We start from the raw sequence: 26,445 nt of genomic DNA, 5'->3' as shown, positions 1-26,445 counted from the left end.
CACCTGACTCGGTTCGAACAGAGAAGTGCGTTTGACTCTATTAGGTTCAGAGCTGTTGAATCAGTCCGGATGAATCAAGGCGGTGGCGGTGGCGGCGATTCCTTCGCCTCGCCCGGTCAGTCCGAGTCCGTCAGAGGTGGTGCCCGAGACCGACACGGGTGCGCCGGCAGCAGCCGACAGCACCTGTTGGGCCTCAGCACGGCGCGTGCCGATCTTCGGTCGATTGCCGATCACCTGGACGGAGATGTTTCCGATCTCGAAACCCGCCGCGCGCACGATACGGGCCGCCTCGGCGAGCAGCACCGAGCCCGAGGCACCGGCGAATTCCGGACGGTCGACTCCGAAATGCTCACCGAGGTCGCCGAGCCCCGCGGCGGAGAACAGCGCGTCGCAGCAGGCATGGGCGGCCACATCGGAGTCCGAGTGTCCTTCGAGCCCTCGTTCGCCCGGCCACAGCAGTCCCGCAATCCACAGCTCGCGCGCGGGATCGACGGCGAAAGCATGGACATCGACACCGGTGCCGATGCAGGGAATGACCTGATTCATCGTGGCTCCTTCGCCGAATCCAACGTACCTGCTCCAAGGACTGCAGCTCGGTCGCGCATTCGGGCGAGCTGTTCCGCAAGGACGAGGTCGAGCGGATAGGTGATCTTCAGCGCCTCCTCGTCACCGTCGACGGCGACAATGTCGACGCCGAGGCGTTCGACCAGTCCCGCGTCGTCCGTCGGCAGCGCTCTGCCCAGCCGGTCGGCCTCGGTCGTCGAGCCCGCACCATCGGTTGGGCAAGCGTCATCGGTCGCGACAGTGCCGTCGGTCAAGCCAGCACCGTCGGCTGCGAACTCGTGGTGGGCCCGCCGGAGCACCTCGGCACGGAATCCTTGAGGCGTCTGGACTCGTCGCAGCTCGGCCCGATCGAGGTCGCCCCGCACCACTGCACGCGCGCCAGAGCCCTCAGTCACAGCCAAAATTGGATTGTCTGGTCGATCCGCGGTGGTTTCAGCGCCAGAATCGCCGTGGATCGACCCGACAATTCCGCCGGAAGCGCCCTCCGCGCCCGTGCCTGCACCTGCGCTCGGTTCCGCACCGCCGGCCCCGTGCGGAACGACCCTCCGCACGGTATCGACCATCGGCAGAACCGGAACGACCGCCTCGGCGCCGGAGTGCAGCGCGGCGACCACTCGGGTGAACACATCGGGCGGGGTCAGACACCTTGCCGCATCATGAACGAGAACGTACTCCGCACCTCGGTTAAGTTTCAAGGCTGTTTGCACCGAAGAATTGCGATCATTGCCACCTGCTACGGCTGTAATTGAAATTTCGCATTTCATCCGCGTGGCTGCTTCGGCGATTTCTTCTTGCGCCTGCAAAAGAAAATCCTCGGGAGCGGCCACCACGATTGCGGAGGCGACTCCCGAGGAGATGATCGACTCGAGGCTGCGGGCCAGAAGGGTCCGTCCGTTCACACGGACGAAAGCCTTCGGCTCATTGCAACCCAGACGGGATCCCGACCCTGCGGCCGGAATGATGACACAGGTGCTCAGGATGCGAGCACTTCGTCCAGCAGAGCTTCTGCTTCGGACTCTTCCTTCTTCTCGGCCAGCGCGAGTTCGGAGACGAGGATCTGGCGGGCCTTCGAGAGCATGCGCTTCTCACCGGTCGACAGGCCACGGTCCTGCTCTCGACGCCAGAGGTCACGGACGACCTCGGCCACCTTGATGACGTCGCCGGACTGGAGCTTCTCAACATTGGCCTTGTACCGACGGGACCAGTTCGCGGGCTCTTCGACGAATTCGGCACGCAGGACGTTGAAGACCTTCTCAACGCCTTCTTCACCGACGACATCTCGCACACCGACCAGATCGCAGTTCTCTGCCGGAACTTCGATCACGAGATCGCCATGGGCGACCTGGAGCTTGAGATACAGCTTCTCCTCACCTTTGATGGCACGTTTCTTGATTTCTTGGATTGTCGCTGCACCGTGATGTGGATAGACAACAGTGTCGCCGACCTGGAAACTCATATTCTCTTCAAACCCCTTTCGCGGAATACCAGTTTACCATGAGGCTCGCCACAGAAATCGTTCAGGGCAGCGAATCTTCATGCTAGGCTCCGCCACTGCGGCTCGCCGCGATCGGCCCGGCTGCCGCCTCTGCCAGCGAGAACATCGGGAGAGGACGCATTGCCGAGAAGCTCGGCAGCGAACCTCGACCGACCGCGACGCAGGCCGAACTTCGCTGCCTCTTCACCGAAACTTCAACCGCGACGCGCCCGAGCGTCGCGGAACCTCGTCCTCTCCGATCACCCGGTTCTACAGCGGGTCAAAAACCGGGTAGTATACAGACTGATCTTGTATTGCCACTTCAAGGAGCATAATGAAACGGCACAACCGCGCGGCTCTCGCCGTTGCCGCACTCGCTCTCGTTATCCCCGTCAGCGGATGTGCAAGCCTGCTGTCTCCCCATCAGACCGCCGAATACCACTACAACGGCGGCGATGGAGCCTCGGGAGCCGTCGGCGACGTCGAGGTCCGTGGGCTCATGCTCATCACGGACCAGGAGAGCTCCGGTCCGGCTCAGCTGTTCTTCACCCTCATCAACAAGGGTGACTCCACCGCCAAGGTGTCCATCGAGGTCGCCGACACCACGGTGAGCGAATCGATCAAGGCCGGCGACACCTTCGTCCAGGACCCGAAGAGCCCCGAGACCTCGTCCAAGGAAGTCGTCACCGTCGACAGCCTCAAGGCGAAGCCCGGCGACCTCGTCGACATCACAGTCAAGAACGGCAGCGAAGAGAAGGTCATCGAAACCCAGCTCCTCACCGACACCCTGCCGTACTACAACGAGTACGTGCCGTCGGAATCACCGTCCGAGTCCCCGTCGGACATGCCGACCGAGGATGCCGGTTCCGCGGAAGGAACCGCAACAGCCGACGGCTGATCCGTCTTCCTCGAGCACCGGGACCAATCCCGCGCGGGAGCACAGAAGGAGCCGCTCACATGATGTGAGCGGCTCCTTCTGCATTCACGTCCGGCCAGCAGTTTCCGGTCTCATGAACCCGGCCAGCCGATTCCGGTCTCACGAACGCGGCCTCACGAACCTGGCCGGCATCCACCGACCTCGCCGCGCAGAATCCCCCGGATTCGCCGGATGGCGCCCTCAGGCTTCGAACTTGTACCCGAGTCCGCGCACCGTGGTGAGCAGACGCGGTTCCGAGGGGTTCTCCTCGATCTTCGCACGCAGTCGCTTGACGTGGACGTCAAGAGTCTTTGTATCGCCCACGTAGTCCTCGCCCCAGATCCGGTCGATGAGCTGACCACGGGTCATCACGCGGCCGGAGTTGCGCACAAGGATCTCGAGCAGCTCGAACTCCTTGAGCGGCATGGACTGCTCTTCACCACGCACGGACACGACGTGGCGTTCGACGTCGATGCGCACGCCCCCGGCCTCGAGCACGGACTCGTCCTCGAATTCCTCGGTCTCGACATTGCGGCGCAGCACGGCTCGCACGCGAGCCAGCAGCTCCCGTGAGGAGTACGGCTTCGTCACATAGTCATCGGCGCCGAGCTCGAGCCCCACGACCTTGTCGATCTCCGAGTCCTTGGCCGTGAGCATGATGATCGGCACATTGGACTTCGCGCGCAGCTCGCGGCACACCTCTGTGCCGGAAGCACCGGGCAGCATGAGATCGAGCAGGACCAGATCGGCGCCGGTGCGGTCGAACTCCGCCAGAGCCTTGAGACCGTCATCGGCGACCGTCACCTCGTACCCTTCCTTACCGAGCAGGTACGACAGCGGGTCCGAGAACGAATCTTCGTCCTCGACAAGCAGAATACGAGTCACGTTGTGAGCTTCCTTTGTTCGCTTTCTTCGGTCAGATCCTTGGGTGGGTCGGAGGTCGCCCCGCCGTCTCCATTATCACCGGAGGGCTCGTCGTTGTCGCCGGCCGGGTCGTCTGCGCCGGAGGCGGCGGTTCCGTGCCCATCGTCATCCGCCGAGGAGGTCCCGACGGCGGCGTCTTCGTCCACCGAGGCGGACCCCGTGTGCTCGTCATCTGCCGCCGAGGCGGCTCCGGTCAGTTCGTCTTCATCCGCCGAGGCGGCTCCGGTCGAATCCGCGGAATGTTCGATGAGGACACCGGCCGGGGCCGAATCGGCAGCGGAGGTCTCCGTCGCAGTTCCGGCCAGCGGGAGCACGATCGTGAATGTCGATCCCTTGTTCAGCTGGCTCCACACACGCACTTCACCGCCGTGGGTGGCGACGATGTGCTTGACGATGCTCAGCCCCAGCCCGGTGCCGCCGGTGATCCGGGAGCGTGCCGGGTCCACTCGGTAGAAGCGTTCGAAGACGCGCTCGGTGTCCTGGGCGGTCATGCCGATGCCCTGATCGGTCACGGCGATCTCGATGCGCTCGTCGACGAGGTCGACTCCGACGCCGACGCGGGTGCCCTCCGGCGAATAGTTCACGGCATTGTCGATGAGGTTGCGCACCGCGTTGACAAGCAGTTCGTAGTTGCCCTCGATGAGCAGATCGCTCGGCGGGGAGACCTCGATGTGGATGTTCTTGCCTTCCGCCCCTGTCCGGGCACGGTCTGCGGCATCGTCGACCACCTCGGCGACGGAGATCTTCTCGGTCGTCGCAGGAGCGGCGTGGTCCTGGACGCGGGAGAGGTCGATGATCTCCTGCACGAGTTGGGTCAGCCTCTTCGACTCCCGCTGCATCCGCCCGCCGAAGCGTTCGACAGCGGCCGGATCGTCGGCGAAGTCGGTGACCGCCTCGGCGAGCAGTGCCATCGCACCGATCGGCGTCTTGAGCTCGTGGGAGACGTTGGCGACGAAGTCACGGCGGACGGCGTCGACGCGCTTGGATTCGGTCTGATCGTCGCAGAGGACGAGGACAAAGGAGGTGCCCAAGGGAGCGACGCGGGCGTGGAGGTAGCGGATCACGGAATCGGAGTTCTCCCGTGTCTGCTCGAGATCGATCTCTTCGATGAGACCGCGCGCGCGGACGCGGCCGACGACCCGCAGCATCTCGGGCGATGCCAGTGAATGCCCCCTGACCAGGCCGAACGTGTATGCGGCCGGCGACGCCTTGACGACGTCGTCACCGGCGTCGATGACGATCGCGGCCGAGGGCAGGACGGCCAGCACTTCGGCGATGCCTTCGGGCAGGTCGTCCTCGGAATGCAGATCGGCAGCATCACGGGAGCGTTCGCTGAATCGGAACGCAAGAATTCCCGCTATACCCAGGCCCAGGCCGACGACGCCGGTCAGGACCGCCACTACTAAGAGATCCACAGCCTCAAGCTTAGGCGGTGTCCACCGTCCCGGCGCACCGAATTCACTTCTGCTGGCAGTATTTGCCGAGGAATTCACCTTCCCGTCTGGAGTCGTTCACTCGATCGTGCGATGCTGACGTCTGTGTGCCTGCGTTCCCCGTCGTTCCCACCTTCTGCTTTCCCCCGCTGAGGGTGCGGACCGGAAGCGCCGGCACCCCTCAAGACACCAAGCACCGCCGACAGTCAGTTCCGATTGTCACAATCGAGAGTTAAGGAACCGCAGTTCATGCGCGAAGTCTTCAGAAACGAATTGGACGACCTGGCCACCCAGCTGGTCGGCATGTCCACCAAGGTCCTCGACGCCGTCCGCCTGGCCAATCAGTCGCTGCAGTCGAATGATCTCGAGCTGGCGGAGCAGGTCATCGAGGCCGACTCCGTCATCGACAATATGCAGTTCACCCTCGACCAGCAGGCCGCCGAGATGCTCGCTCTCCAGGCTCCGGTGGCCGCAGATCTGCGTGCCGTCATCGGTTCGCTGCGGATGTCGGCGTCGCTCGAGCGCATGGGCGACCTCGCTCGTCATATCGCCCAGCAGGTGCGCATCCGCTATCCCGAGTCCGCAATCCCCGAGGGTTTCGAATCGACGTTCGCGCGGATGGGCGAGTCCGGTGAGAGGATCGCCGAGGCGACGCAGAGCCTGCTCTCGAATCCCGGCCTGTCCGATGTGCCCACGATCAACGCCATCGACGAGGAGCTCGACGAACTCCACCTGAGCGTGTTCGGGAAGCTCGGCGAGGCTCCGGCCGGTTCGCTGGCTCCCCGCCATATCGCCGATGTCACCCTGCTCTCGCGCTACTACGAGCGCTTCGGTGATCACGCGGTGTCCGTGTCGCAGAAGGTCGAGTACCTGCTCACCGGCAACTGGGAGCCCTACCTGTCGAAGAAGTGAGGCCCGCGTCGCACGGACTCACGCACGTACGCGCAGACAACGATCGCCGAGGTGGTTCTTCCACCTCGGCGATCGTCGTCTGTGTCCGGCTCAGCGTCCCTGGTTGGCGACTTGGCCGATCGCTGCCGCGGCCGCCTCGGCGTCGAGGTACGTGCCGCCGGGGGCGACCGGGGTGAAGTCCTCGGTGAGCTCGTAGTGCAGCGGAATGCCGGTGGGGATATTCAGCCCGGTGATATCGGCATCGGAGATCCCGTCGAGGTGCTTGACCAGCGCGCGCAGCGAGTTGCCGTGGGCGGCCACGAGCACGGTCTTGCCGACGGTGAGTTCGGGCACGAGGGTGTCGTACCAGTAGGGCAGCAGGCGATCGATGACGTCGGCGAGGCATTCGGTGCGGGGCAGCGCATCGCCGAGGTTGGCGTAGCGGGTTTCACCGGCCTGTGAGAATTCCGAGCTGTCGGCCAGTGCCGGCGGCGGGGTGTCGAAGGAGCGTCGCCAGGTCATGAACTGCTCTTCGCCGAACTCGTCGCGGATCTCCTTCTTGTTCTTGCCCTGCAGTGCGCCGTAGTGGCGTTCGTTGAGGCGCCAGCTGCGGTGGACGTCGAGCCAGGACAGATCGGCTGCCTCGAGTGCGATGTTCGCGGTCAGAATCGCACGCTTGAGCCGCGAGGTGTAGACGACATCGGGGATGAGGTCTTTCTCGCGCAGCAGTTCGCCGGCGCGCTTGCCTTCGGCACGGCCCTTGTCGGTGAGGGTCACGTCGACCCATCCGGTGAACAGATTCTTCTGGTTCCATTCGCTTTCGCCGTGGCGCAGCAGGATGAGGTTATACGTCATGGCTCCATTTTGACACGACCGCTCAGTCTCGGTCGCCGACGACCGTCATCACCGCCGGTCTCCTCCGGCGGTGGTCCGCCGACGACCCCGCCGCTCCTCTTCGCCGATCGGGTCTCAATTTCTTGGCGTGTGTCTCGAATGACAAAATCGGCGGAGTAGCCTGGACACATGTCACCAACGCCAGCACATCAGGCTTCCGGGGGCACAGGGGCTCCCGCTGACGATCGCAGTTCGATCATCGCCGTCACGGCTCTGCCGGTCCTCGTCGTCATTGCGGGAGTGCTCGGGTTCCTGCTGCCCGATGCCTTCACGCCTCTGGCCCCGTCGATCACGTGGGCGCTCGGCGTGGTGATGTTCTTCATGGGGCTGACCCTGACGGTGCCGGACTTCGCTCGCATCGCCAAGCGGCCGTGGATCGCGGTGCTCGGCGTCGTCACTCAGTTCGTGGCGATGCCGCTGCTCGGCCTCCTCGTCGTGACCGTGTATTCACTTCCTCCCGAGATCGCCGTCGGCGTCATCCTCGTCGGCTGCGCGCCCGGCGGCACTGCGTCAAATGTCGTGACCTATCTGGCCAAGGGCGACACGGCACTGTCGGTGTCGATCACGACCCTGTCGACGCTGTGTGCTCCGGTGCTCACCCCGCTGCTGACTCTGTGGCTGGCGGGTTCGTATATGGATGTGCCGTTCTGGTCGATGTTCGTCTCGATCTGCCAGACCGTGCTCGTGCCGGTCATCGTCGGCGTCCTCGTCCGCGTGTTCGCGTCGAAGTTCGTCGACACGATCTCGCCGGTGCTGCCGTGGTTGGCCTCGATCGCCATCGCCTATATCGTCTCGATCGTCGTGGCCGGATCCGCGAGCTCGATCGCCACTGCCGGTGTGCTCGTTCTGCTGGCCGTCGTCACGCACAATCTGCTCGGGCTCGGTGTCGGCTACGGTGTTGCCGCGGCCTGCCGGCTCGACACCCCAACCCGTCGCGCAGTGTCGTTCGAGGTCGGACTCCAGAACTCCGGTCTGGCATCGACCCTGGCCACCACGTACTTCTCACCGCTGGCAGCGCTGCCCGGAGCCGTCTTCAGCGTGTGGCACAACGTCTCCGGCGCCGTGTTGGCCTCGCTCTTCGCTCGTCGTCCCTACGGCAAGCCGCCGGTCGATGCGGCGGGCCGTGAGCCGGCAGCTGCCGGAGCGACCTCCGCTGGGACCGCGAGCCGATGACCGCCGAGGCAGCCCCGGGCGAGGGCGAATCAGGTCAGGCCGAATCGGGTCAGGCCGAACCGGGTCAGGGCGAATCGGGTCAGGCCGAATCGGGCCGAGGCTTCGACGGGTTCTTCCCTCAGACCTTGGGCCTGGCGGGCCGGACGTTCGTCATCCGCCGCGCGACCGCGGCCGATGTGCCGGCCATTGTTGCGCTCCTGCGTGACGACGTGCTCGGGGCCGCCCGTGAGGCCGACGTCGAAGTGGTCGACCGTGCGGGCGCTGTCGCAGCCGGCACTGCACCTGCCATCCCCGACGCCGTAGTCACGAGGGAATGAAGCGCCCGCTCGACTGAGTTCGCCGCACTCATGAGCTCGGGCCCTTACTCTCCCTTACTCTCCCGATCGGCCGACACCGCCGGGGGTTCGGAATCGGCGTCGCCGAAGGTGCCGAGGAATTCGTTGTCATCCCCGCTGAGCACCTTTTCGAAGGCCGCGAGGTTGCGCGTCGACTCGCCCCGGCCGACCCTCCAGGCCCACTCCTTCTTCATTCCGGTGAGGAATCCGATCTGGAGAAGTTCGTTGAATGAGGAATCCGCCGTGGCGAGCATCGCCCCGAGAAGTCCGTCGAGGTCATCGAGCAGGCGCTCTCGCGGCACGCTCGCGCGCAGATAGACATCGCCGAGGCTGTCGATCGCAAATGCCACCGGCCCGGGTTTGAGGTTCTTCTGCAGCAGCCACCGATTGAATGCGGCCGAGTTCTCGTCGGGATGACGGATGACGAACGCCTGCAGATGGGCGGTGCGAGCGAAGACGCTGATCGCCACGTTCGTCTTGAGCTTCTTCTCCCCGGGCAGGGTGACGACGATCTCCGCATCCTCGATCGAGTCGACGGGAACGTCGTTGTTCTCGGCCCAGGTGCGCACTCCGGACAGGATCGCCTCGGTGTCGGTGCTCATGCTCTCACGCCTTTCGCTCGGCTCTCGTGCTCACCGCCGACTCTAGTCGCTCAGCACGCTCCCAGCGCTTCCGAGCGCCGCGCAGATATACCGGAGATGTCCGGCACAGCATCGAGGACGGCTGCGACGGTGTGGCCCCAGTCGAAGCGTTCGGCACGGTCGACGGCATGGCCGGCGAGTTCGGCTCGCAGCTGCGTGTCAGTGAGCAGCGTTTCGATCGCCGTCGCCCAGTGGTGAGGGTTGTGGTCGGCGATGAGCAGTCCCGAATGTCCGTGTTCGACGATCTCCGGGAGTCCACCCACCGCCGAGGCGATCGCCGGCAGACCGGAGGCGGCCGCTTCGGCGGCCACGAGTCCGAATGATTCGCTGCGGGAGGGAACGATGAGCACGTCCGCGGCCCGGTAGTAGTCGACGAGGATGTGGGAGGGAACGGGCGGGCGGACCTCGACGCTGGGTTCGCTCGCGATCGCCGCGGTCAGCTCCCGCAGATACGCCGAGGACGCTCGGACCGCTCCCCCGCCTGCTTCGACGCCTGCCCCCGAGGCGGCTCCGAGGAGGATACCGCGGGTTCGGGAGGCCAGGTGCGGGTTGCGTTCCCGCAGTTCGGCCAGAGCGTCGACGGCGACGTCCGTGCCTTTGATGAACTGCATACGCCCGACGTAGAGGACGATCGCCTCGTCCGGGTCGAAACCCAGACGCTTGCGCGCGTCCGACTGCGAGTCCGGTGCGTAGAGCGCGTGATCGACACCCGGTCGGGCGACGACGACCGAGTCGGGGTCGGCGTGGAGTTCCGACACGAGGTCGCGACCTTCGGCGGGGGTGGCGGCGACGAGCAGGTCGGCCTCGGCGGCGATGCGCTCTTCGGCTTCGAGTCGTTGGGGTCGTTCGTGGCTGGTGTCGGAATCGCGGTTCTTCACGGCCCCGATCGTGTGCATGCTCACCGCGATCGGAGCCTGCGCCGCACGGTCCTGCCCGGCCCCGGCAACGGCGTCGGCACCGCTGTCTCCGGATTCGGTGCTGCTGTCTCCGGCTTCGGCGGCGTTGTCTACGGCGTTGTCACGGGCGCGCAGGGCCGCCTCGGCGGAGATCCAATAGTGGCTCCAGATGAGATCAGCGGAGCGGAAGTCGGGGTGGGTATTGAGCAGGTCGGCGAGTTCGTCGATCGCGTCGGCGAGTTCGTCCTTCGTCGCGGCGCCGACCGCCAGGTGGTGGAGGGTGATGGATTCGGTGATCTCCAGCCTCGCACTCTGACCCTCGGAGGGGCCCGCGCCGCGTCCCCGACCAGCGCCGGCTCCGTCGACAGCGACTTCTGCGCTGCCTCCCGTGCCGTCGAGTCCGCCGGGGTCGGCGGTGAACACGTCGACTCGGTGTCCGGCGGCGGCGAGCGCGCGCACGGATTGGTCGACGTAGACGTTCATTCCTCCGGCGTCGCCCTGGCCGGGTTGGGCGACGGGCGAGGTGTGGAGGGAGAGGACGGAGATGCGCACGGAGACAGTCTAGCCAACGACTTCTGTCAGGTGACCAGCCGAAACCAGCACTGAACCGAATCCAGAACCTAGCCGAAGAACGTGACCAACCGAAGCCGGTGCCTAACCGAAGCCGGTGCCTAACCGAAGAACTCGCCGAGGATGCGCCGCACGTCGTGACGGCCGCGCCACAGGATCGATCCGGCAGGGAGCACCTCGAGGCGGGAGTTCGGAATCGCACGGTGGATGTCTTCGGCGACGGAGACCGGATGTGCTGGGTCGTCTTCGTGGGTGAGCACGAGGACGTCGCCGGAGAAGGAGCGCAGATTCTCGGCTGCCTCATCGGCGTCCGCGACAGCGATTTCGAGGGCGAGTCCGAGTCCGTCGGACATGTCCGTGTGGACGAGGTTCTCGGCCTTCGCCTTCGTCCAGGCTCGCGCGGGAAGCATTTGGGCCACCTCGGCGGGTTCGCGGGAGAGCATGAGTTCGACGATGCCGTCGATGTCCTCATCGGCGACGAGGCGACGCAGCTGCTCGAGGTAGGAGCGGTTGGCGGCGGCCACCTCGGCGGGGAATCCGGTGAAGGAGGCGGGGAGGACGAGGGCGACCTTGTCGAGGCCGCGGGTCACGGGGTGGGCGATGCTCAGCAGATGGAGGAGTCCTCCGGCGGACATCGAGACACCCAGCGCTCGGCTCGCCGAGGTGGTGCTCACGGCGTCGGCGAGCACCTCGGCGATCTGCGGGTAGGTCCAGCCGGGGCCGGGTGAGGGTCGGCCACCGTGGCCGGGCAGGTGGAGGAAATGGCGGGTGCCGGTGATGCCGGTGCCGAAGGGGCGAGTATCGCGGATGGCGCCGGCGAATCCGTGGCCGAACAAGGTGTGCGGCTCGCCGCTTCCGAACGTGGCGATGAAGCCGGATTCGGGGCCCGGCAGGTTGAGGTCGGTGCTCATAGGGTGAGTCTAGTCAGCGTGTGCTGGGCGCTTGCCGATCGGGTCCGCGAATGCAGTTACGGCGTCAACTCGGTCAGCGGTTGCGGTAGCGCGGGTCGACGGCGCGGACCTTCGGGCGCACATCGGTGAGGTAGACGATGCCCGCCACGAGGGCGATGATGTTGAGGAAGATCATGCTCATGCCCATCGGCGGCAGGGCGATGAGGGCGAGTGCGAGTCCGACGCCGAGGAGGATGGCCCAGAACTTCTTGCTCTGTTTGTCCACGGCACGGTAGTTCTCGTCCTTGAAGCGGAGGCAGTCGACGAACGCCCAGAGCTGGACGACGAATGCGGCCACCGTCAGGGCAAGAAAGACGAGACGCTGAAAGCCCGCGATGTATTCCATGGTCCCAGCCTAGCAATCTCGGGCTTTCGGGGCAGTTCCGGGTTGGAGATCCTCGGCAATTGCCCACCCGCATCCCACGGCTTTCACAGTGGGTGCGTGCCGTCCCGCGGCGGCGGCCGGTAGGCGGCAGCCGGTAGGCCGCGGCCAATGTTTGCGGTGGCGGCTCGATGCCTCGGGACCGCGGTCAGTGGGTGCCGCCCCTGCTCAGAGGATCCCGGTGGTGCGGATGAGCGCACACACGCCCATGCCGATGACGACTGCGAGCAGCATCGGCACGCGCAGAATCGAGGCGAGGACGCCGGCACCGACGCCGATGAGGCGGGCCGGATCGGCGATGTCAGTGCCGTCGAAGACCGCGGTGGTGGCGAAGACGGCGCCGATGAGCACGACCGTGGCCCGGTCCATCCACATCGTCACACGCTCGGTCGATTCGGCCGAATCACCTGCCCCCGCCGAGGCGGCTGCGCCCTGTCCGTCGACCCCTGCAGGGGCGGCTGCGCCCTGTCCGCCCACACCTGCGGAGGCCTCAGCCCCCACCGAGGCGGTCGCCGGGGCTCGCCGGCGCCCCTTCGTGGCGATGGCCGCTCCCACCTTCACACCGGCGAAGCGCATGAGATAGGTCCCGAGGCTCAGCCCGGCAAGGGCGATGAGGAAGCTGACGGCGCTCATCGGCAGCTCTCCTCTCGAGTTGAGTGCTGCAAGTGGGCGGCATCGTGCGGGTCTGCGCTGTTGTCGCCGGCGCGGCGGCGACGGATGAACCAGCGCACACCCCAGCCGGCGGCGACGAAGACGAAGACGGACAGCGAGGTCACGGCACCCAGCCCGAGGGGCAGCAGCGGGGTCAGGCCCACGGCGATGAGGATGCCGATGACGGTCACCGAGAGTGTGACCCGGTTCTTCAGGTCCCCGCGGATGAGGCAGAAGAGGATGATCGGGAAGGCCGCGTCGAGTCCGAGCAGGTCCGCGTTGATGACATTGCCCAGCCACTGTCCGACCATGGCACCACCGGGCCACATGATGGCGATTGCGGCACCCATGAGCAGGAAAGCATGCCATTTCGCCCGGTCGTTGTGCCCAAGGCGCGAGATCGCAGTGGATTCGTCGTTGATCCAGTGGGAGGCGATGAGAGCTCGCCAGTCCTGTGGGAAGAAAGGGCCGACCGAGACTCCGAAGGCGAAGTTGCGGGAGTTGACGAGGAGACCCGCCAGCACCGCGAGGACCGGGGCACCGCCGGCGGCGATGACGCCTACGAAGGTGAATTCGGCGGCGCCGCCGAGAGCGAACATCGCCAGCAGCAGAGTCTGCCACCAGGCGAATCCGGAGACCGCGGAGATCGCCCCGTACGACAGCGCGACTGCGATGATCGTGACGGTGACGATGGCGACCGCACGATAGGTCGAGCCGGGGAGCACCCGATCAGCCGTGCGAAATAATGAACCCATGTTCTATACAGTGCACCGTCGAATATCGTTCGTCAACCCGAACGGACTAACCGCTATAGTGAACCCATGACTTCTCGAAGCAACGACGATTCGCTGAATGACGCTCAGGGGGGCTCCGACCCCGAGTCCGCTCCCAGCGCCACCGATTCCGACGCCACAGCGCCCGGCCCGTCGCTGTCGCCGAGTCAGCAGATCGCGGCGGCACTGAAACGCGAACGACTGCGTGCCGGGCTCTCCCTCTCCGAGGTCGCCAGGCGCGCCGGCATCGGCAAGTCGACGATGTCCGGGCTTGAGACGGGAAGCGGAAATCCGAGTCTGGAGACGATGTGGGCTCTGGCCGCTGCGCTCGACATCCCTCTTGCGCGCCTGCTCGACCCGCCCCCGCACGAGGTCGCCTTCCAACACGTCGGCGATATGCCCAGCCTGCCTTCGACCAGCGCAGACTATGTGGCCACTCTGCTCTCACCGTCGCCGACGAATGCCCGACGCGACGTCTACTTCATCCAGGCCGAACCGGGTGAGCCCAGGGAGTCTCAGCCGCACCCGCAGGGCACGATCGAACATGTCATACTCGGCCGCGGGGCCGCACGCATCGAAGTGCTCGGCAAGTCCTACGAATTGGGCGTCGGCGACTATCTCACCCATCCAGGCGATCAGCCTCATCGCTTCACGGCTCTGGAACCGGGTACGAACGCCGTCTTCGTCGTCGAAAGCAGCTGACCACCTCGACGGCTATTCGACGGCCGGCCCGTCTTCCTCATCGGCGTTCACGGCCAGCGGTGGAAGCCGTGACTGGGCTTCCTCACGAGTGAGTCCTGCGGCCTGCAGCAGGTCGACGGCGACAGTCCGCAGGAGCAGGACCATCGACTCGTCGTGGATGTCCCAATCGGGCTTCGCCCGCGGATCGAGAGCCCCCGCCGCCTCGGACAGGGCCGCCTCGGCGAGGGAACGGTCGGTGCCGCGGCGCAGAGCGATCTCGAGCTTCTTCGCACCGTCGGCCAAGGATCCGACATAGTCGGCGATGACGGGTTTGGCGACGCCGAGCTCGGTGATGCCGACGACGCGGCGGGCGATGACTCGCATGGTCCGCATCGCGCGGTCGGAGAAGGTGTGGGCACGTGACAGGCGCGTGACTTCGGCCGCATGCCGGCGGGCACGTGCGTTGATCTTCGCGGCTTCGCGGGAGATCCGCAGGGATGAGCCCCAGGAGTCGATGATGTCCTGGGTTTCGCGAGCGCGCTCGAGGGCTCGGCCGGCCATCGTCACATCGGCTTCACGCAGGGCTCGTTTCATCATCCTGAGGACGGCGTCGACCTCCTCGAGCATGTCTGCGGCCAAGCGCCGCGGGACCTTGCGAGCGTCGCGCGGGATGAGCAGGGCCAGCAGAATCGCGCAGACGGATCCGGTGAGAGCGTCGAGGGTGCGCGGGAACGGCATGGTGGTGGCGGTGGCAGGGACAACGACGACGTAGACGGATTGGACGGCGATCTGGGTGATGAAGATGCCGCCGGAGTTGAGGATCGTGCCGATCGTCAGGCCGATGATCAGGGTCAGGGCGAGCTGCCAGGTGCCGGAGCCGTATAAATTGACGAGTATCTCGCCCACGAGCACCCCGAACGTCGCTCCGATGCCGATCTCGAGAGCGCGGCGCAGGCGACGGTCGACGACAGGGCCGATGCCGACGGCGGAGGCGACCGCAGCGAGGAACGGATACGGGTGGCCGAGCACGTAGACGCAGAAGGAGTAGGCGGCGGTCGCGGCGATGGGGATCTGGATCAGCTGACCGGAGTTCACCCACACCCGCTTGAGTCCTAAGCGCAGGCGATGGGCGACGACGTTGAACCCCCGCCGAGGCAGTTCGCTGACCCGTTTGTCCGCCATCAGTCCCCTCTGCCGTTCGCTGGTGCTGTACTCAGAATACCGGAAATGTGGCATGCTAAAGTCTGTCCGCCGAGGAGGCTAACGAATGACAACGAATCTCACCCGAAGCGAAGCGCAGAGTCGAACACAGCTGCTCGAGGTCGATTCCTACTCAGTCCATATCGACGTCAGCAACGCCGAAACCGATGCCGACACGTACCTGTCTCGCACTGTCGTCGACTTCTCCGCTCGCTTCGATGATTCGACATTCATCGACCTCATCGCCGACTCCGTGACCTCCGTTCTGATCAATGGTGAGAGCCTCTCCCCTGCCGAGGTCTTCGACGGCGCTCGAGTCACTTTCCCCGTCCGCGCCGGACGCAATTCCCTGACGATCGAGGCACAGGCCCGCTACTCCACTTCGGGCGAGGGTCTGCACCGGTTCACGGATCCGGCCGACGGCAAGACCTACCTCTATACGCAGTACGAACCCACCGACGCCCGTCGCGTCTTCGCGAATTTCGACCAGCCCGACCTCAAGGCCGAGTTCATCTTCACGGTCACCGCTCCCGCTCATTTCCAGGTCCTGTCGAACCGGGCCGAGGCACGGACGGAACCGGCCGATGGTTCGGCGGGGGCCGCCTCGGCGGGATTCGAGCCTGCGAACGGATCCGCATCGGCGGCCGCGGTCACCCATTACTTCGAACCGACGCTCAAGCAGTCGAGCTACATCACCTGCATCACCGCGGGGCCCTACGAGGGGGCCACGGACGAGTGGACGGATCCGCGCACCGGGCAGACCGTGCAGCTGGGCGCGTGGACGCGCGCGAGCCTCGTCGACCACCTCGATGCGGAGGATATCTTCGGCGTCACGAAGGCGGGCCTCGACTTCTTCACCTCCGAATTCGACTACCCCTACCCGTGGGGCAAGTACGATCAGATCTTCGTTCCCGAATACAACCTCGGCGCGATGGAGAACCCCGGCCTCGTGACGTTCACGGACAATCTGATCTTCCGGGACAAGGTCACGGACGCGAACTACGAGTCACGCGCCAATGTCATCCTGCACGAGATGGCGCACATGTGGTTCGGCGATCTCGTCACGATGAAGTGGTGGGATGACCTGTGGCTCAAGGAGTCCTTCGCCGATTTCATGGGCGGGCTCGCGCTGGCCGAGGCGACGCGGTTCACCGATGGCTGGGTGACCTTCGCGCTGCGCCGCAAGACGTGGGCGTACACGCAGGACCTGTATCCGACGACGCACCCTATCGTCGCCGACATCCCCGATGTCGAGGCCGCGAAGCTCAACTTCGATGGCATCACATATGCCAAGGGCGCATCCGTGCTCAAACAGCTCGTCGCGTTCGTCGGCCGGGAGGCTTTCTTCGCTGGTTCGCGGCTGTATTTCAGACGGTTCGAATACGGCAACACCGAGTTGGCTGATTTCCTCGAATGCCTCGCCGAGGCGGCTCCCGACCGGGACATCGCGAACTGGGCGGCCGCGTGGCTGGGGACGTCCGGAGTCTCGGAGCTGTCCCTGCAGCTCACGACGGCAGACGGTTCGGCTGGGTCCGCGGATGGGTCGGCCGCGTTCTTGCAGGGTGGGGCCGGAATCGGGGCCGACGGAGATTCTGCCGGTTCCGACGTCTCCGCGCAGAGCGCAGGACGAGGGAGGATCGTGGCTTCGAGCTCGGGCGCAAGGCTGCGCAGCCCGGATGCGTTCGGCGACGGTTTCGATGAGGCTGCCGGAGCCGCTCACGGGGCAGGATCCGGGTCGAGCGGCAGGGTGGACCCGCCTCGGCGACGGTCCGGTTCGGAACAGGTCGCGGGTGCCACGATCACTCAGTCCGATTCGGCCGAGGGCACGGCCCTGCTGCGGCCGCACACGATCGAGATCGCCACGCTCGGGCGGTCGGGGCGGGCGATCGTTCCCCTCGATTCCTTCCGTTTCGAGTTCTCAACCGAGTCGGCCGACGTCGAGCAGCTGATTGGTCGCAGCGCCGGCGTGATCACTCTGCTCAACTACAACGACCTGGACTATGCGCGGGTGCGCCTCGATCCGGCGTCGACGGAGGCGGCGGTCACCTCGGCGTCGCGGATCACGGATCCGCTGTCGCGGGCACTGGTGTGGTCGGCGTTGGACAATGCGGTGCGCGATGGGCTCATGCCGGTGCAGAAGTACCTCACCGCCTATGCCCGCAGCTTGGGCAAGGAAAGTCATGCCGGGATCATGGCGGGACTCAGTCAGACCGCTCTGACCTGCATCGATCAGTGGGTGGCGGATCGGAATTTCGATGCCGCGATCATGGGGCTGCTGGGAGCCGCGTTGGATGCGTTGGCGGCGGCGAAGGCGGGATCGGATGCGCAGCTGCATCTGGCCAATCTCGTGTTGGCGCTGACGTCACGGACGGCCCGCTGTGCGGCCGGCAGCTCCGCGGTGGCTATGGGTCGTGGGCTCGCCAGCCAGATCCTCACGGTGCCGGTCGGTGAGGAGATCGACCGGATGTATGCCGGAGCTTCCGGGCAGGCCGGTTCGGTTGGGCAGGCTGGTTCGGCTGTGCAGGCCGGTTCGGCTGGGCAGGCTGGTTCGGTGAGCCAGTCGGCCGAAGCTTCCGGCGGTGCCCGCACGGGTCGAGGCGCCGAGCATTCGACTGCGACGCTGCCGTTCCGGGGTCTCATCAATGATCATGCGCTGCGGTGGAATGCGCTGACGGCGCTCGTCTGCCTCGGATGGGCGGATCAGACGGATATCGCGCGGGAGAATCATTCGGATCCCAGCGCTTCGGGTCGACTTCACGCCGAGACGGCAAGTGCCGCACTGCCTCTGCCGATCGTCAAGATCCGTGCCTGGGAGGCGATCAGCGAGGCGGGAGCGCTGAGCAATGATGTTCTGTCGGCGATCATCGCCGGGTTCATCGCGCCGAGCGCGATGCCGCTCATCGAGGAGTATGTCGATGAGTACTTCGATGGTCTGCTCGGGTTCTGGACGGACAATTCGATTGAGATCGCTCGCCGCCTGGTGCTCGGCCTCTATCCCCGGTGGTCCGTCGACGAGGAGGCTGTGGTCGAGAAGACTGACGCATGGTTGGCAGCCAACGACGATGCACCCGCGGCTCTGCGCCGACTGGTCATCGAACGTCGCGATGATCTGGCCCGTGCCATCTTCTTGAAGTCCACACAGAGCTCGCGACACTGACCGGAGGTCACCTCAGCGAAACCATTCGGCGGCAGCCTCGGCAGCCTCGGCAGCCTCGGCAGCCTCGGCGGTCGAGATTCGGTGAAATCGGGTCGCCAGTCATCCCGGTCGATTCTCCTCGGTAGCCGCCTCGGCGGGCGCCCCTCCCCTGACCGGGCCCCTCCCCTGGCCAGACCTCTCGGCAATCGCCTTGCTCAGCAGACCTGGCGATCCTCCCCGGCTAGAGCCGTGCTCAGCGACCTTGGCGATGTTCCCAGCTGGGCCCTTCTGAAATCACTGATGGCCGGTGCCCTATTGGGGCACCGGCCATCAATGTGTCGGCTGGTCATTCGACAGACTTGGTCAGGTCCTGGTTGAAACCGAGACCATCTGACTCGATCCAGATCAGAGGACGCGGCCCAGGTCAGAGAATGCGGCGGGCTCCGGAGAATTCGTTTCCGGTGTCCCACTTCTTCCAGTCGGTGACGTAGACGTCTTTCGACGCGTTCGGCGAGTGGATCATCTTGCCGTCACCGACGTACATTCCGACGTGGTGGACCGTTCCCGAGCTGGTCGAGAAGAACAGCAGGTCGCCGGGCTTGAGGTTCGACGAGGAGACGGCCTTGCCGGCCTTCGCCTGTTCTCCCGAGTCGCGAGGCAGTTCGATGCCGTGGGCTTTGTAGATGGAGTAGGTGAATCCGGAGCAGTCGAATCCGTAGGAGGAGACTCCGGCCCACAGATAGCGCAGCCCCTCGAACTGCTTCGCGGTCTTCACGAGGTCTTTGCCGCTGGGCTTCTCGGGCTTGTCGCCGACATCGTAGACATCCACATCGTCGATGTCGATCCAGGCGGCTCCGCCTCCGGGGAGAGCGACGCGGACATCGTCGACGTCCTGGGCGATGAGCGGCAGGTCGACGTTGAAGCTGACGTCGGCACCGGTGTCCTTGGTGAATTCGATGCCTTCGAGCTCGCTCTTGGGCTTCGTGACCACTGCGCGGGGCTGTTCTTCGGCAAGTTTTCCGAAGCGGTCGTTTTCGACCAGCTGCTTCTTGGGCAGCCAACCCGGGTAGCCCTTCTTGTTCTTCGGGGTCTTCTGGTCGGTCACGGCGACCTTGGCCCAGCTGCCCTTGGTTTCGAGGACGGAGACTTCCGAACCGTAGGTTGCCTGGGTCTCGGTTTTTCCAGTCAGGCCCCGGCGCACATCGGTGGATTCGAGGTTCTTGTTCCACTTCTTGAGGTCGACGGGATGCTGGAGGGCAGGCTTGTCGACCTTGCGAGGGGCCTTCGGGTCGGTCCACAGCGTCGCGACCGTGACATCGACGTAGGCGGTCTCGCCCTTTTCGATCTTGCCGTCGGTGATTCGTTCGAGTTCTTGGCCGGGCACGACATCAGCGGAGATGCCGGACGTTTTTGCGGCGTCGGTCGACGACAGATTGCTCGACAGTGCGGGAGCACCGGCGCCGAAAACCAGTCCGACCCCAAGTGCTGCCGAAACAGCAATTTTGGTACGCATTATTTCTCTTTCGGTCTGCAGGCCGGGGCCCGCGTGGGGGAAGTCTCCGAAGGTGCGCGAGCGCATTCGGCGTACAGTATTCGCCTCCGTTTCGACCTCTCCGATAGGAGCGGCCTCGCCGTAAGCGAGGTTCTGCACGGTGTCGATTCTACTGGCTGTCACACGACTGTCAGCTTTCATGACACTGTGACAGGATAACGCGGACTGGTCGTGGATTGAAGTCCACTTGCCCGAATCGATGCTGAGCTGAGACTTCGGCCCGGTGCCGATGTCCGGTATCTGCCCCGGTCGGGACCGGGGGACGGGCCTCAGTCAGGTGTCACATATCGGTGCCTGCATCAGCGACGCCGGAAGCACCAGTGGAGCCGAGGAATTCCGTGGCAAGCAGGTGGATCGTCTGGATCCGCCCCGGGTCTTCGCGCACGTCTTCGCCTTCCATGGCGCCGGCGATCGGCTGGATCATGATCTCGTCGACGTCGAAGCGCTCGGCGAGTTCCTCGAGCTGCGCCGATACGGATTTCGTGTCGCCGATGATCCAGTTGCCGGAGAGTTCTTCGCCGACCATGCGCTCCTGGTCGGTCATCACTGATCGCACGTCGTCGCCGGCCAGGTGCAGCTTCTCCATCCGTCCGCCGGTGCGCATTCTGGCCATCTGCAGCATGAAGGGTTCCGAGCGCAGCCGCGCTTCTTCCTCGGTGGGTGCGGCGACGACGTTGGCCGTGACGAAGGTCTGCGGCCGGTCTCCATAGGCTCCGGGCGTGAAATTGTCGCGGTAGATCTTCATTCCGGTGGTGGCGCCGGATGCGAAGTGGTTGGCGAAGACATAGGGCATGCCGAGTTCAGCTGCCAGCCTGGCCGAGTAACCGGATGAGCCGAGCAGCCACGGCAACGGCTGCGTTCCCGGTAATGCCGCGGGAGTCGCCTTGAGCACATGTTCGCGTCCACCGTGAAGCGGAACTCGCATCCCCTCGGGCCGCATGAGGCTGAGAGTGTCGATCACGTGCTGGGGGAACTGTTCGACGGGATCGATTGCCCGTCCTTCGCGGTCGACCATCCGCCCCTCGCCGAGGTGGCCCCGCATCGCCGCCGAGGTGATCGGGTCCGTCCCCGGTGCGCGTCCGATACCCAGATCGATCCTGTCGCCGTAGACAGCGGAGAGCAGAGCGAACAGCTCGGCGACCGCCAGCGGGGCATGGTTGGGAAGCATGACTCCACCGGATCCGAGGCGGATCTGCCGTGTTCCCTGGCCGAGGTGCATGAGCTCCGGCCCAGGCATCGTCGATGCGATGGAGGGCATGTTGTGGTGCTCGGCGACCCAATAGCGGGTGAATCCGAGCTTGTCGGCCGTGTCGATGATCTGCTTCGAGGCGGCGAAGGAGTCTGCTGTCGTCTGTCCTGTACGGACAGGGACGAGGTCAAGGATCGAAAGCTTCATACCGAGGCAACAGTGCATGTGAGAAGAACATTCCGTTCTTCGCGGACCGTGCCGCTGAAGAACCGCACCATCGGTCTCGGCCACGTGTCCTGCGAATAGAAGTCACACTGCCGGTGTGTTTGTCGGCCGAACATAGGTGCTTGTCAGCCGAAGAGAGTCTCTCCGATTTCCCGAGCAATGAACCGAGCGTGGAGCACCGGTTCTTGTGCTGGGTCGGTGGTCGCCGGTGGCACCCACGCGGGCCGACCGTCGATGAGCATTCTGCAGTCCCAATCGGTGTAATCAAGCAGGTGGTGATGCGCTGAACAGGCCAAAGTGAGATTGTTGACGTCGGTCTTGCCGTTCTGCGCCCATGGGACGATATGGTGCGCTTCGCACCAGCCGGGAGGAGTGTCGCATCCGGGGAACGTGCATCCCTGGTCACGGCTGGCGAGAATTGCCAGCTGTTTCTCTGTGGCCAACCGTCGTTCTGTCGCCAGTGCCAACGATTTCGCTCTCTCGCCCATGAGGTGGAAGAAGACCGACCCGTTCAGTCCTTCCAGTGCAGCGGAATCGATCGGAAACGGCGCTTCGGCCCCCGTGACAGCCTTGCCGGTCTGGTTCGCCAGATCTTCTGCCTTGGCTGTGACGACCAGTGCGTAGGCCGCTCCGGCCTTGATGCGGTTCATTTCGATGCTGCCGATGACGCTGGAGAAACGCTCGTAGATGCGACGCCTGACACTCGGCTGCTCAGCGGCCATCGTCACGAGTGAGCCGTCCTGCCTCACCCCGGCTCCCTGTGGGATCTCACCATTCGCGCCGACCTGTGGCGAGGTGAAGTCGAGCGAGGGGTCGAGACAGTCCGAGCGGTCGCCGCGCAGAACCTCCGTATAGGCGTCGACGACTTCCTGGTCGAGGTCCCTCACACTGGCACTGCCGCTTTCGACTGCGGAGCGGGCGTCTTCGGCAGAACGGGTATCATCTGTGGCGCTCGCTCCGTCGATTGGGCGTTCGCCATCCGCGGGAGCGGCATCGATGCCCGCCGCATTCGCGCACCTGTCCTCGTCCGACTGAGAATCGGTTTTGATGCGCGAAGTCAGCAAGCCATTGAGAATCCCACCGGTCTCCTCGTCGAGGCGACCTTTGAGGGTCCACGTTCCGTCCTTCGCCTGGCGCAGGTTGACAGCGAAGCTGTCGCGGTCTGCCGCTTCTTTCGGTTCCTGGCCGTCGGGATCGATCCAGCCCAGGATCTCTTCGAAGAGTGCATGGATATCACAGACGCGAACCGCCTGAGCCTTTTCGACGAGCAGACTTTCAGCCTTGATCTTGTCGTCCTCCGATACGTTCACAGGCAGGTTCTTCAAGCATTTGGAGATCGTCGACGCCTGGTTTGCCGAGAGCACTCCTTCACGAAGGGCCGCTGCGAGAATCGGAAACTGCGCCTCGATCGATTCCCCGCTGATGCTGGTCCGCTTTCCCAGGCACTCAGCGAGCTGAGTGCGGCGGTAGGCCTCTTGTGCAGACAGGTTGAGCCGATGTTGGACCAGCGCCTTCGTCGTCTTCGCCCCGTAATCGCGGGGCGTGCCGACACGTTCGAACACGGAGAGGGTCACGACCGACAGGGACTCTGTCAGACGGTTCAAGGTCTCAAGACCATCGAGAAGAGTCACCGCGTCATCGGGCCCCATGGGGCGGGTGAAGTCGTGGAGCCCGTCGAGCAGGCCCTGCAGAGCGCAGATGCTTTCTGTGACTTCCGGGGCTGCGTGCTTCAAGTCTGACCAGCGAAACTCGTCGAGCAGGGGATGCGTGTCAGCTTCTGAGTCATAGCGTTCAGCGAGTGCCTTGTGTCGCTCCGCGCGTTCTGCCTCAGCGATACGTTCGGCTTCTTTCTGCGCCCGCTTCTTCGCCTCGTACCGCTCAACGTGGGCGTTCCACTCCGCTCTTTCACGCGCGAGTTCTTCGTCCTCTGCGCGAGCCTGCGGGTTCTTCTTCAGATACTCCTCACGCTCCGCAGCTCTCTGTGCCTCACGTTCTTCGCGCTTTGCCTTCATCCACGCACTTTGGCGTGCTTCGATCTCTTTGATGCATGCCTGGACCTCTGCCTCGGTCTCCGGCATGGTCGTCCTGCTCGACCAGGGCCCCTGCCCGGCGTGGATATCGCCGTTCGGAAGAGCAGGCACCCCTGCGTCAGCCTCGATAGCGGTTGCTTGACCGCCGCCTGACGCAGCTGCGCCGCCGTCGATGACTGTAGCGCTGCCGTCTTCGACAGTGTCACTCTGTCCGTCACCAGCCTGGTCGGCGATCGCCTCGCCGTCGGTCAGGTTGTCGGCGATCCCGTCGAATCTGTCGGCGAGAGGATGACCGGTCAGATCGAATCCGGCCTCAGCGAGCAACTCCCGGTACGTCGACCTGGAGGAGCCACCGTCGGCAGACCGGGCAGAAGAGCCGGTTGCAGTTGGAGGGAGGTCACTGGGCGGTGAACCTTGAGGAGGTGGTGCCTGCGAAGCCTTTCCTGCTTCGCGGTCGTTGTGCTCGTCGTACCTTCGGTCGGGGATGAGGGCCATCTTCGCTTTATCCGTTCATCATCGTTGATGTCTTCGGCTTGGCTCTATTCTAATCCATAAATAGAACAGAGTCGATAGTTATGTGCTATTTATTTGAGATCTTTTCCCTGAATTACTATTATGTACTATTTGTGCTGGTCAACTGGAGATTTCACTCGGAGTGCCGTGTTTGACAATGATCGCCGGTGACGGCTAGAAGAGGGGCCTCGCACCTACGGTGTCGACGAAGTGGACCAAGACTACTCCTCGCCACTGACGCGACCACGCAGGACCAGGACCCCGCCGCAGCCACGCAGGCAGAACACACTTCCCGCCAGAGCCACGCAGGCAGGACTCACTTCCCGCCACAGCCCCGAAGGCAGGACTCACTTCCCGCCACAGCCCCGAAGGCAGGACTCACTTCCCGCCACAATCAAGCGCGCACAACCGACGCCCCGTCGTATCAACGAGCGCCTGCGCCGACCCACAGCTCCACTCAGCTCTTCATATGAACGCGCTGCCCTTCGGGTCCGAACAGGCTGAGATACTCGACCCCGTCGTCATCGGCTCCCCCGAACCAGTGCGGAGTGCGCGTATCGAACTCCGCCGCCTCTCCAGCGCTGAGGACCATCGTCCGGTCGCCGAGGACGAGGGTCAGGCGACCGCGGATCACATACACCCATTCGAATCCTGGGTGAGTCTTCAGCGCACCGAACTTCGGTGTCTGCCGACCGTCGACGATGTGCTTGAAGGCCTGCACTCCGATGCCTCCGCGGCTGAGCGGCAGGATCGTCTGATCATGGAACTTCCGCGGGGAGATATGAATGCGCGGATCCCCGATCGGAGGAGTCCCCACAAGCTCATCCAGCGGGAGCCCATAGACTTCAGCCAGCGGCAGCAGCAGCTCCAAACTCGGCTTGCGCTTCCCGGATTCCAGGCGCGACAGCGTACTCGTCGACATCCCGGCAAGCTCAGCCACCTCGTCGAGGGTGCGCCCCTGCTCCTGCCGCAGCCCCCGCAGGCGAGCGCCGACACCGGCCAAGGACTGTCTGATGGCCTCCTGCGCCCCGACCGAGGCGGACCCATCGGAGAGGATCTCCGACATCCGACCCGTCGTATGAGCGGCACGCTTCCCTGACTCTCTTGGCTCTTCCATGCCCTCAGCATGACAGAGCTTGCTATTTCTGCAAACACGTTTGCGCTTTTGCACGGGCCAGGAACACACTCGAATAGACGCCGACCATCCATCTGCACACAGGAGAAACATGACCACCCAAACTGCACCCGTAAATTCCCAGCCGACTGCGCCCGACTCGTCGGCCGAAACCGCGCAGGACTCGTTCGATGTCGCCGTCATCGGTGGTGGGGCAGGCGGCCTCGCCGCATCGATCGCCCTGGCCAGGTCGCTGCGATCCGTCGTCGTCATCGACTCCGGCCAGCTGCGCAATTCCTCGAGCGCACACGCGCACAACATCCTCGGCCACGAAGGCATCCGACCCCAGGATCTCGTGGCGAAAGGCCGCGCTGAGGCCAAAGAATACGGAGTTGCCTTCATCGACGCGACTGTGCAGCAAGCGCGCACGATCGGTTCAGGGCCCAACCCCGCGGAGGAGGCGCCACGGTACCGGTTCCAACTGACCACCTCGGCGGGGGTCATTGTCAGGGCCCGCCGCATCATCATCGCCACCGGGCTGAGCGACGAACTTCCGGACATCCCGGGCCTCGCGGAAGGATGGGGCGACACCGTCCTGCACTGCCCCTACTGCCACGGCTTCGAGGTGCGCGGACAGCGCATCGGAGTCGTCGGCACAACGGCCATGTCATACCACCAGGCGATGCTGTTCTCCCAGCTCAGCGACCGCGTCAGCTTCATCCGGCACAACGCTCCCGCCCCTGATTCCGAACAGACGGCAATGCTCGATACGCTCGGCATCGAGTACATCGATTCCACCGTCACCAAGGTGGCCCGCACCGAGTCCGACACCGTCGTTTCCCTGACGGCCGACGAATCCGCAGGCGGAGCTAACGCTCGCACCTTCGATGCGCTCACCGTCGGCGCGTATGCGCGGGCGAATGCCGACCTGTTCTCCCAGCTCGGAGGCGAGGTCGTCGCTCACCCGAGCGGGATGGGCACCTATATTCCCACACAGATGGCAGGGCAGACCGATGTACCCGGCGTCTGGGCGGTCGGCAACAGCGCAGACGTCTCAGCGATGGTCGTGGCCAGCACAGCCAGCGGGGTGATGGCCGGCGCTCATGTCAACGCCGATCTCATCATGGAGCGGCTCGGCTGAGACGTGCGTGAGGCGGGTGCATGACAGCCCAGCAAGCCTCGTTTCGGGGCGTGTCCGCTCGTGCACGCGGCCAAGGAAGCGCAGACGTCACGATTTCACCGGTGGCTTGCTTCCACCGGCCACGCAGACATCACGCATGCACAACAGGCCCCATGGCCGCGGGTCACGCCGCTGCGGCCGAGCCGCCGCGGTCAAGC

24 protein-coding genes are annotated in these 26,445 nt (G+C 64.8%); 7 read left to right on the top strand and 17 right to left on the bottom strand.

The window, feature by feature from the left end; translation table 11 throughout:
• Positions 1 to 60: 60 nt before the first annotated feature.
• From ispF to HK353_RS00470, 3 genes are read right to left on the bottom strand one after another with little or no spacing between them, the layout of a single operon-like run.
• Complete coding sequence (gene ispF, locus HK353_RS00480) at positions 61 to 546, bottom strand: 2-C-methyl-D-erythritol 2,4-cyclodiphosphate synthase (RefSeq protein ID WP_173151233.1); 486 nt, start codon at positions 544 to 546, stop codon at positions 61 to 63.
• Positions 543 to 1,523 (bottom strand): 2-C-methyl-D-erythritol 4-phosphate cytidylyltransferase, encoded by a 981-nt coding sequence (locus HK353_RS00475; protein WP_173152054.1) that lies wholly within the window; start codon positions 1,521 to 1,523, stop codon positions 543 to 545. The genes ispF and HK353_RS00475 overlap by 4 nt, the downstream gene beginning before the upstream one ends.
• A gap of 14 nt (positions 1,524 to 1,537) precedes the next feature.
• Positions 1,538 to 2,020, bottom strand: a complete 483-nt coding sequence (locus tag HK353_RS00470) for a CarD family transcriptional regulator (RefSeq protein ID WP_025779034.1) — start codon at positions 2,018 to 2,020, stop codon at positions 1,538 to 1,540.
• A gap of 352 nt (positions 2,021 to 2,372) precedes the next feature.
• Between HK353_RS00470 and HK353_RS00465 the strand changes: the two genes are divergently transcribed.
• Positions 2,373 to 2,936 carry a hypothetical protein gene (locus tag HK353_RS00465; RefSeq protein WP_173151231.1) on the top strand — a complete coding sequence of 188 codons (564 nt, stop codon included), beginning with the start codon at positions 2,373 to 2,375 and terminating at the stop codon, positions 2,934 to 2,936.
• 219 nt (positions 2,937 to 3,155) lie between these two features.
• Here HK353_RS00465 and HK353_RS00460 read toward each other — a convergent pair whose 3' ends face one another.
• Both HK353_RS00460 and HK353_RS00455 read right to left on the bottom strand, forming a co-directional pair.
• Positions 3,156 to 3,839: a response regulator transcription factor gene (locus HK353_RS00460; RefSeq protein WP_039208435.1), complete on the bottom strand. Its 684-nt coding sequence runs from the start codon at positions 3,837 to 3,839 to the stop codon at positions 3,156 to 3,158.
• Positions 3,836 to 5,293, bottom strand: a complete 1,458-nt coding sequence (locus tag HK353_RS00455; protein ID WP_342589763.1) for a sensor histidine kinase — start codon at positions 5,291 to 5,293, stop codon at positions 3,836 to 3,838. The genes HK353_RS00460 and HK353_RS00455 overlap by 4 nt, the downstream gene beginning before the upstream one ends.
• A 267-nt stretch (positions 5,294 to 5,560) precedes the next feature.
• On the opposite strand from HK353_RS00455, the gene phoU reads away from it, so the two are divergent.
• Positions 5,561 to 6,223, top strand: coding sequence for a phosphate signaling complex protein PhoU (gene phoU / locus HK353_RS00450; protein WP_173151229.1), 663 nt, complete (start codon positions 5,561 to 5,563; stop codon positions 6,221 to 6,223).
• A 90-nt stretch (positions 6,224 to 6,313) separates the two neighbouring features.
• On the opposite strand, the gene HK353_RS00445 is transcribed toward phoU, so the two are convergent.
• Entirely contained in the window at positions 6,314 to 7,057 is a 744-nt protein-coding gene (locus tag HK353_RS00445; protein WP_173151227.1) for a phosphoglyceromutase, read from the bottom strand.
• Between the two features lie 168 nt (positions 7,058 to 7,225).
• Here HK353_RS00445 and HK353_RS00440 point away from each other — a divergent pair, with 168 nt between their 5' ends.
• Positions 7,226 to 8,269 (top strand): bile acid:sodium symporter family protein, encoded by a 1,044-nt coding sequence (locus HK353_RS00440; RefSeq protein ID WP_245395695.1) that lies wholly within the window; start codon positions 7,226 to 7,228, stop codon positions 8,267 to 8,269.
• Entirely contained in the window at positions 8,266 to 8,586 is a 321-nt protein-coding gene (locus HK353_RS16815) for a hypothetical protein (RefSeq protein ID WP_217278158.1), read from the top strand. Before HK353_RS00440 ends, HK353_RS16815 begins: the two co-directional genes overlap by 4 nt.
• Positions 8,587 to 8,630: 44 nt before the next feature.
• Here the strand turns inward: HK353_RS16815 and HK353_RS00430 are convergent, their stop codons facing one another.
• The 6 genes from HK353_RS00430 to HK353_RS00405 form a co-directional block, all read right to left on the bottom strand.
• Positions 8,631 to 9,206 carry a YbjN domain-containing protein gene (locus HK353_RS00430; protein ID WP_173151225.1) on the bottom strand — a complete coding sequence of 192 codons (576 nt, stop codon included), beginning with the start codon at positions 9,204 to 9,206 and terminating at the stop codon, positions 8,631 to 8,633.
• A gap of 50 nt (positions 9,207 to 9,256) precedes the next feature.
• Positions 9,257 to 10,693 carry a glycosyltransferase gene (locus HK353_RS00425; protein ID WP_173151223.1) on the bottom strand — a complete coding sequence of 479 codons (1,437 nt, stop codon included), beginning with the start codon at positions 10,691 to 10,693 and terminating at the stop codon, positions 9,257 to 9,259.
• A gap of 119 nt (positions 10,694 to 10,812) precedes the next feature.
• A complete protein-coding gene (locus HK353_RS00420) occupies positions 10,813 to 11,622 on the bottom strand; it encodes an alpha/beta fold hydrolase (RefSeq protein WP_173151221.1) in 810 nt (269 codons plus the stop codon).
• Positions 11,623 to 11,695: 73 nt separating this feature from the next.
• Positions 11,696 to 12,007, bottom strand: a complete 312-nt coding sequence (locus HK353_RS00415; RefSeq protein WP_173151219.1) for a DUF2516 family protein — start codon at positions 12,005 to 12,007, stop codon at positions 11,696 to 11,698.
• 204 nt (positions 12,008 to 12,211) lie between these two features.
• Positions 12,212 to 12,676, bottom strand: coding sequence for an AzlD domain-containing protein (locus HK353_RS00410; protein WP_173151217.1), 465 nt, complete (start codon positions 12,674 to 12,676; stop codon positions 12,212 to 12,214).
• The gene (locus HK353_RS00405; protein WP_173151215.1) at positions 12,673 to 13,449 is read right to left on the bottom strand and encodes an AzlC family ABC transporter permease; all 777 of its coding nucleotides are present in this window, start codon (positions 13,447 to 13,449) and stop codon (positions 12,673 to 12,675) included. The genes HK353_RS00410 and HK353_RS00405 overlap by 4 nt, the downstream gene beginning before the upstream one ends.
• Before the next feature lie 66 nt (positions 13,450 to 13,515).
• Here HK353_RS00405 and HK353_RS00400 point away from each other — a divergent pair, with 66 nt between their 5' ends.
• Positions 13,516 to 14,169, top strand: coding sequence for a helix-turn-helix domain-containing protein (locus HK353_RS00400; protein ID WP_173151213.1), 654 nt, complete (start codon positions 13,516 to 13,518; stop codon positions 14,167 to 14,169).
• A gap of 12 nt (positions 14,170 to 14,181) precedes the next feature.
• Here HK353_RS00400 and HK353_RS00395 read toward each other — a convergent pair whose 3' ends face one another.
• On the bottom strand, positions 14,182 to 15,330 hold the full coding sequence (locus HK353_RS00395) for an FUSC family protein (protein ID WP_173151211.1): 1,149 nt from the start codon (positions 15,328 to 15,330) through the stop codon (positions 14,182 to 14,184).
• A gap of 85 nt (positions 15,331 to 15,415) precedes the next feature.
• On the opposite strand from HK353_RS00395, the gene pepN reads away from it, so the two are divergent.
• The gene (pepN, locus tag HK353_RS00390; protein WP_173151209.1) at positions 15,416 to 18,505 is read left to right on the top strand and encodes an aminopeptidase N; all 3,090 of its coding nucleotides are present in this window, start codon (positions 15,416 to 15,418) and stop codon (positions 18,503 to 18,505) included.
• Positions 18,506 to 18,908: 403 nt separating this feature from the next.
• Here pepN and HK353_RS00385 read toward each other — a convergent pair whose 3' ends face one another.
• The 4 genes from HK353_RS00385 to HK353_RS00370 all read right to left on the bottom strand — a co-directional run bounded on the left by HK353_RS00385 (position 18,909) and on the right by HK353_RS00370 (position 25,110).
• Entirely contained in the window at positions 18,909 to 19,997 is a 1,089-nt protein-coding gene (locus HK353_RS00385; RefSeq protein ID WP_173151207.1) for a C40 family peptidase, read from the bottom strand.
• Positions 19,998 to 20,316: 319 nt separating this feature from the next.
• Positions 20,317 to 21,432: an LLM class flavin-dependent oxidoreductase gene (locus HK353_RS00380; protein ID WP_173151205.1), complete on the bottom strand. Its 1,116-nt coding sequence runs from the start codon at positions 21,430 to 21,432 to the stop codon at positions 20,317 to 20,319.
• A 143-nt stretch (positions 21,433 to 21,575) separates the two neighbouring features.
• Positions 21,576 to 23,804: a DUF222 domain-containing protein gene (locus HK353_RS00375; RefSeq protein ID WP_173151203.1), complete on the bottom strand. Its 2,229-nt coding sequence runs from the start codon at positions 23,802 to 23,804 to the stop codon at positions 21,576 to 21,578.
• A gap of 646 nt (positions 23,805 to 24,450) precedes the next feature.
• The gene (locus tag HK353_RS00370; protein ID WP_245395694.1) at positions 24,451 to 25,110 is read right to left on the bottom strand and encodes a helix-turn-helix domain-containing protein; all 660 of its coding nucleotides are present in this window, start codon (positions 25,108 to 25,110) and stop codon (positions 24,451 to 24,453) included.
• Positions 25,111 to 25,219: 109 nt separating this feature from the next.
• Between HK353_RS00370 and HK353_RS00365 the strand changes: the two genes are divergently transcribed.
• On the top strand, positions 25,220 to 26,248 hold the full coding sequence (locus HK353_RS00365) for an NAD(P)/FAD-dependent oxidoreductase (RefSeq protein WP_173151201.1): 1,029 nt from the start codon (positions 25,220 to 25,222) through the stop codon (positions 26,246 to 26,248).
• Positions 26,249 to 26,445: the final 197 nt, after the last annotated feature.

This window comes from Brevibacterium permense (assembly GCF_013280495.1).
GTDB lineage: Bacteria > Actinomycetota > Actinomycetes > Actinomycetales > Brevibacteriaceae > Brevibacterium > Brevibacterium permense.
This window is presented reverse-complemented; position numbering and strand designations above follow the sequence as displayed.

Bases quoted from the DNA above. Each gene is read 5' to 3' on its own strand.
- HK353_RS00445 (WP_173151227.1), bottom strand. From the start codon at position 7,057: ATGACGTATAACCTCATCCTGCTGCGCCACGGCGAAAGCGAATGGAAC.
- HK353_RS00470 (WP_025779034.1), bottom strand. From the start codon at position 2,020: ATGAGTTTCCAGGTCGGCGACACTGTTGTCTATCCACATCACGGTGCA.
- HK353_RS00365 (WP_173151201.1), top strand. From the start codon at position 25,220: ATGACCACCCAAACTGCACCCGTAAATTCCCAGCCGACTGCGCCCGAC.
- pepN (WP_173151209.1), top strand. From the start codon at position 15,416: ATGACAACGAATCTCACCCGAAGCGAAGCGCAGAGTCGAACACAGCTG.
- HK353_RS00465 (WP_173151231.1), top strand. From the start codon at position 2,373: ATGAAACGGCACAACCGCGCGGCTCTCGCCGTTGCCGCACTCGCTCTC.
- HK353_RS00420 (WP_173151221.1), bottom strand. From the start codon at position 11,622: ATGAGCACCGACCTCAACCTGCCGGGCCCCGAATCCGGCTTCATCGCC.
- phoU (WP_173151229.1), top strand. From the start codon at position 5,561: ATGCGCGAAGTCTTCAGAAACGAATTGGACGACCTGGCCACCCAGCTG.
- HK353_RS00385 (WP_173151207.1), bottom strand. From the start codon at position 19,997: ATGCGTACCAAAATTGCTGTTTCGGCAGCACTTGGGGTCGGACTGGTT.
- HK353_RS00405 (WP_173151215.1), bottom strand. From the start codon at position 13,449: ATGGGTTCATTATTTCGCACGGCTGATCGGGTGCTCCCCGGCTCGACC.
- HK353_RS00430 (WP_173151225.1), bottom strand. From the start codon at position 9,206: ATGAGCACCGACACCGAGGCGATCCTGTCCGGAGTGCGCACCTGGGCC.
- HK353_RS16815 (WP_217278158.1), top strand. From the start codon at position 8,266: ATGACCGCCGAGGCAGCCCCGGGCGAGGGCGAATCAGGTCAGGCCGAA.
- HK353_RS00400 (WP_173151213.1), top strand. From the start codon at position 13,516: ATGACTTCTCGAAGCAACGACGATTCGCTGAATGACGCTCAGGGGGGC.
- HK353_RS00370 (WP_245395694.1), bottom strand. From the start codon at position 25,110: ATGGAAGAGCCAAGAGAGTCAGGGAAGCGTGCCGCTCATACGACGGGT.
- HK353_RS00395 (WP_173151211.1), bottom strand. From the start codon at position 15,330: ATGGCGGACAAACGGGTCAGCGAACTGCCTCGGCGGGGGTTCAACGTC.
- HK353_RS00440 (WP_245395695.1), top strand. From the start codon at position 7,226: ATGTCACCAACGCCAGCACATCAGGCTTCCGGGGGCACAGGGGCTCCC.
- HK353_RS00415 (WP_173151219.1), bottom strand. From the start codon at position 12,007: ATGGAATACATCGCGGGCTTTCAGCGTCTCGTCTTTCTTGCCCTGACG.
- HK353_RS00380 (WP_173151205.1), bottom strand. From the start codon at position 21,432: ATGAAGCTTTCGATCCTTGACCTCGTCCCTGTCCGTACAGGACAGACG.
- ispF (WP_173151233.1), bottom strand. From the start codon at position 546: ATGAATCAGGTCATTCCCTGCATCGGCACCGGTGTCGATGTCCATGCT.
- HK353_RS00410 (WP_173151217.1), bottom strand. From the start codon at position 12,676: ATGAGCGCCGTCAGCTTCCTCATCGCCCTTGCCGGGCTGAGCCTCGGG.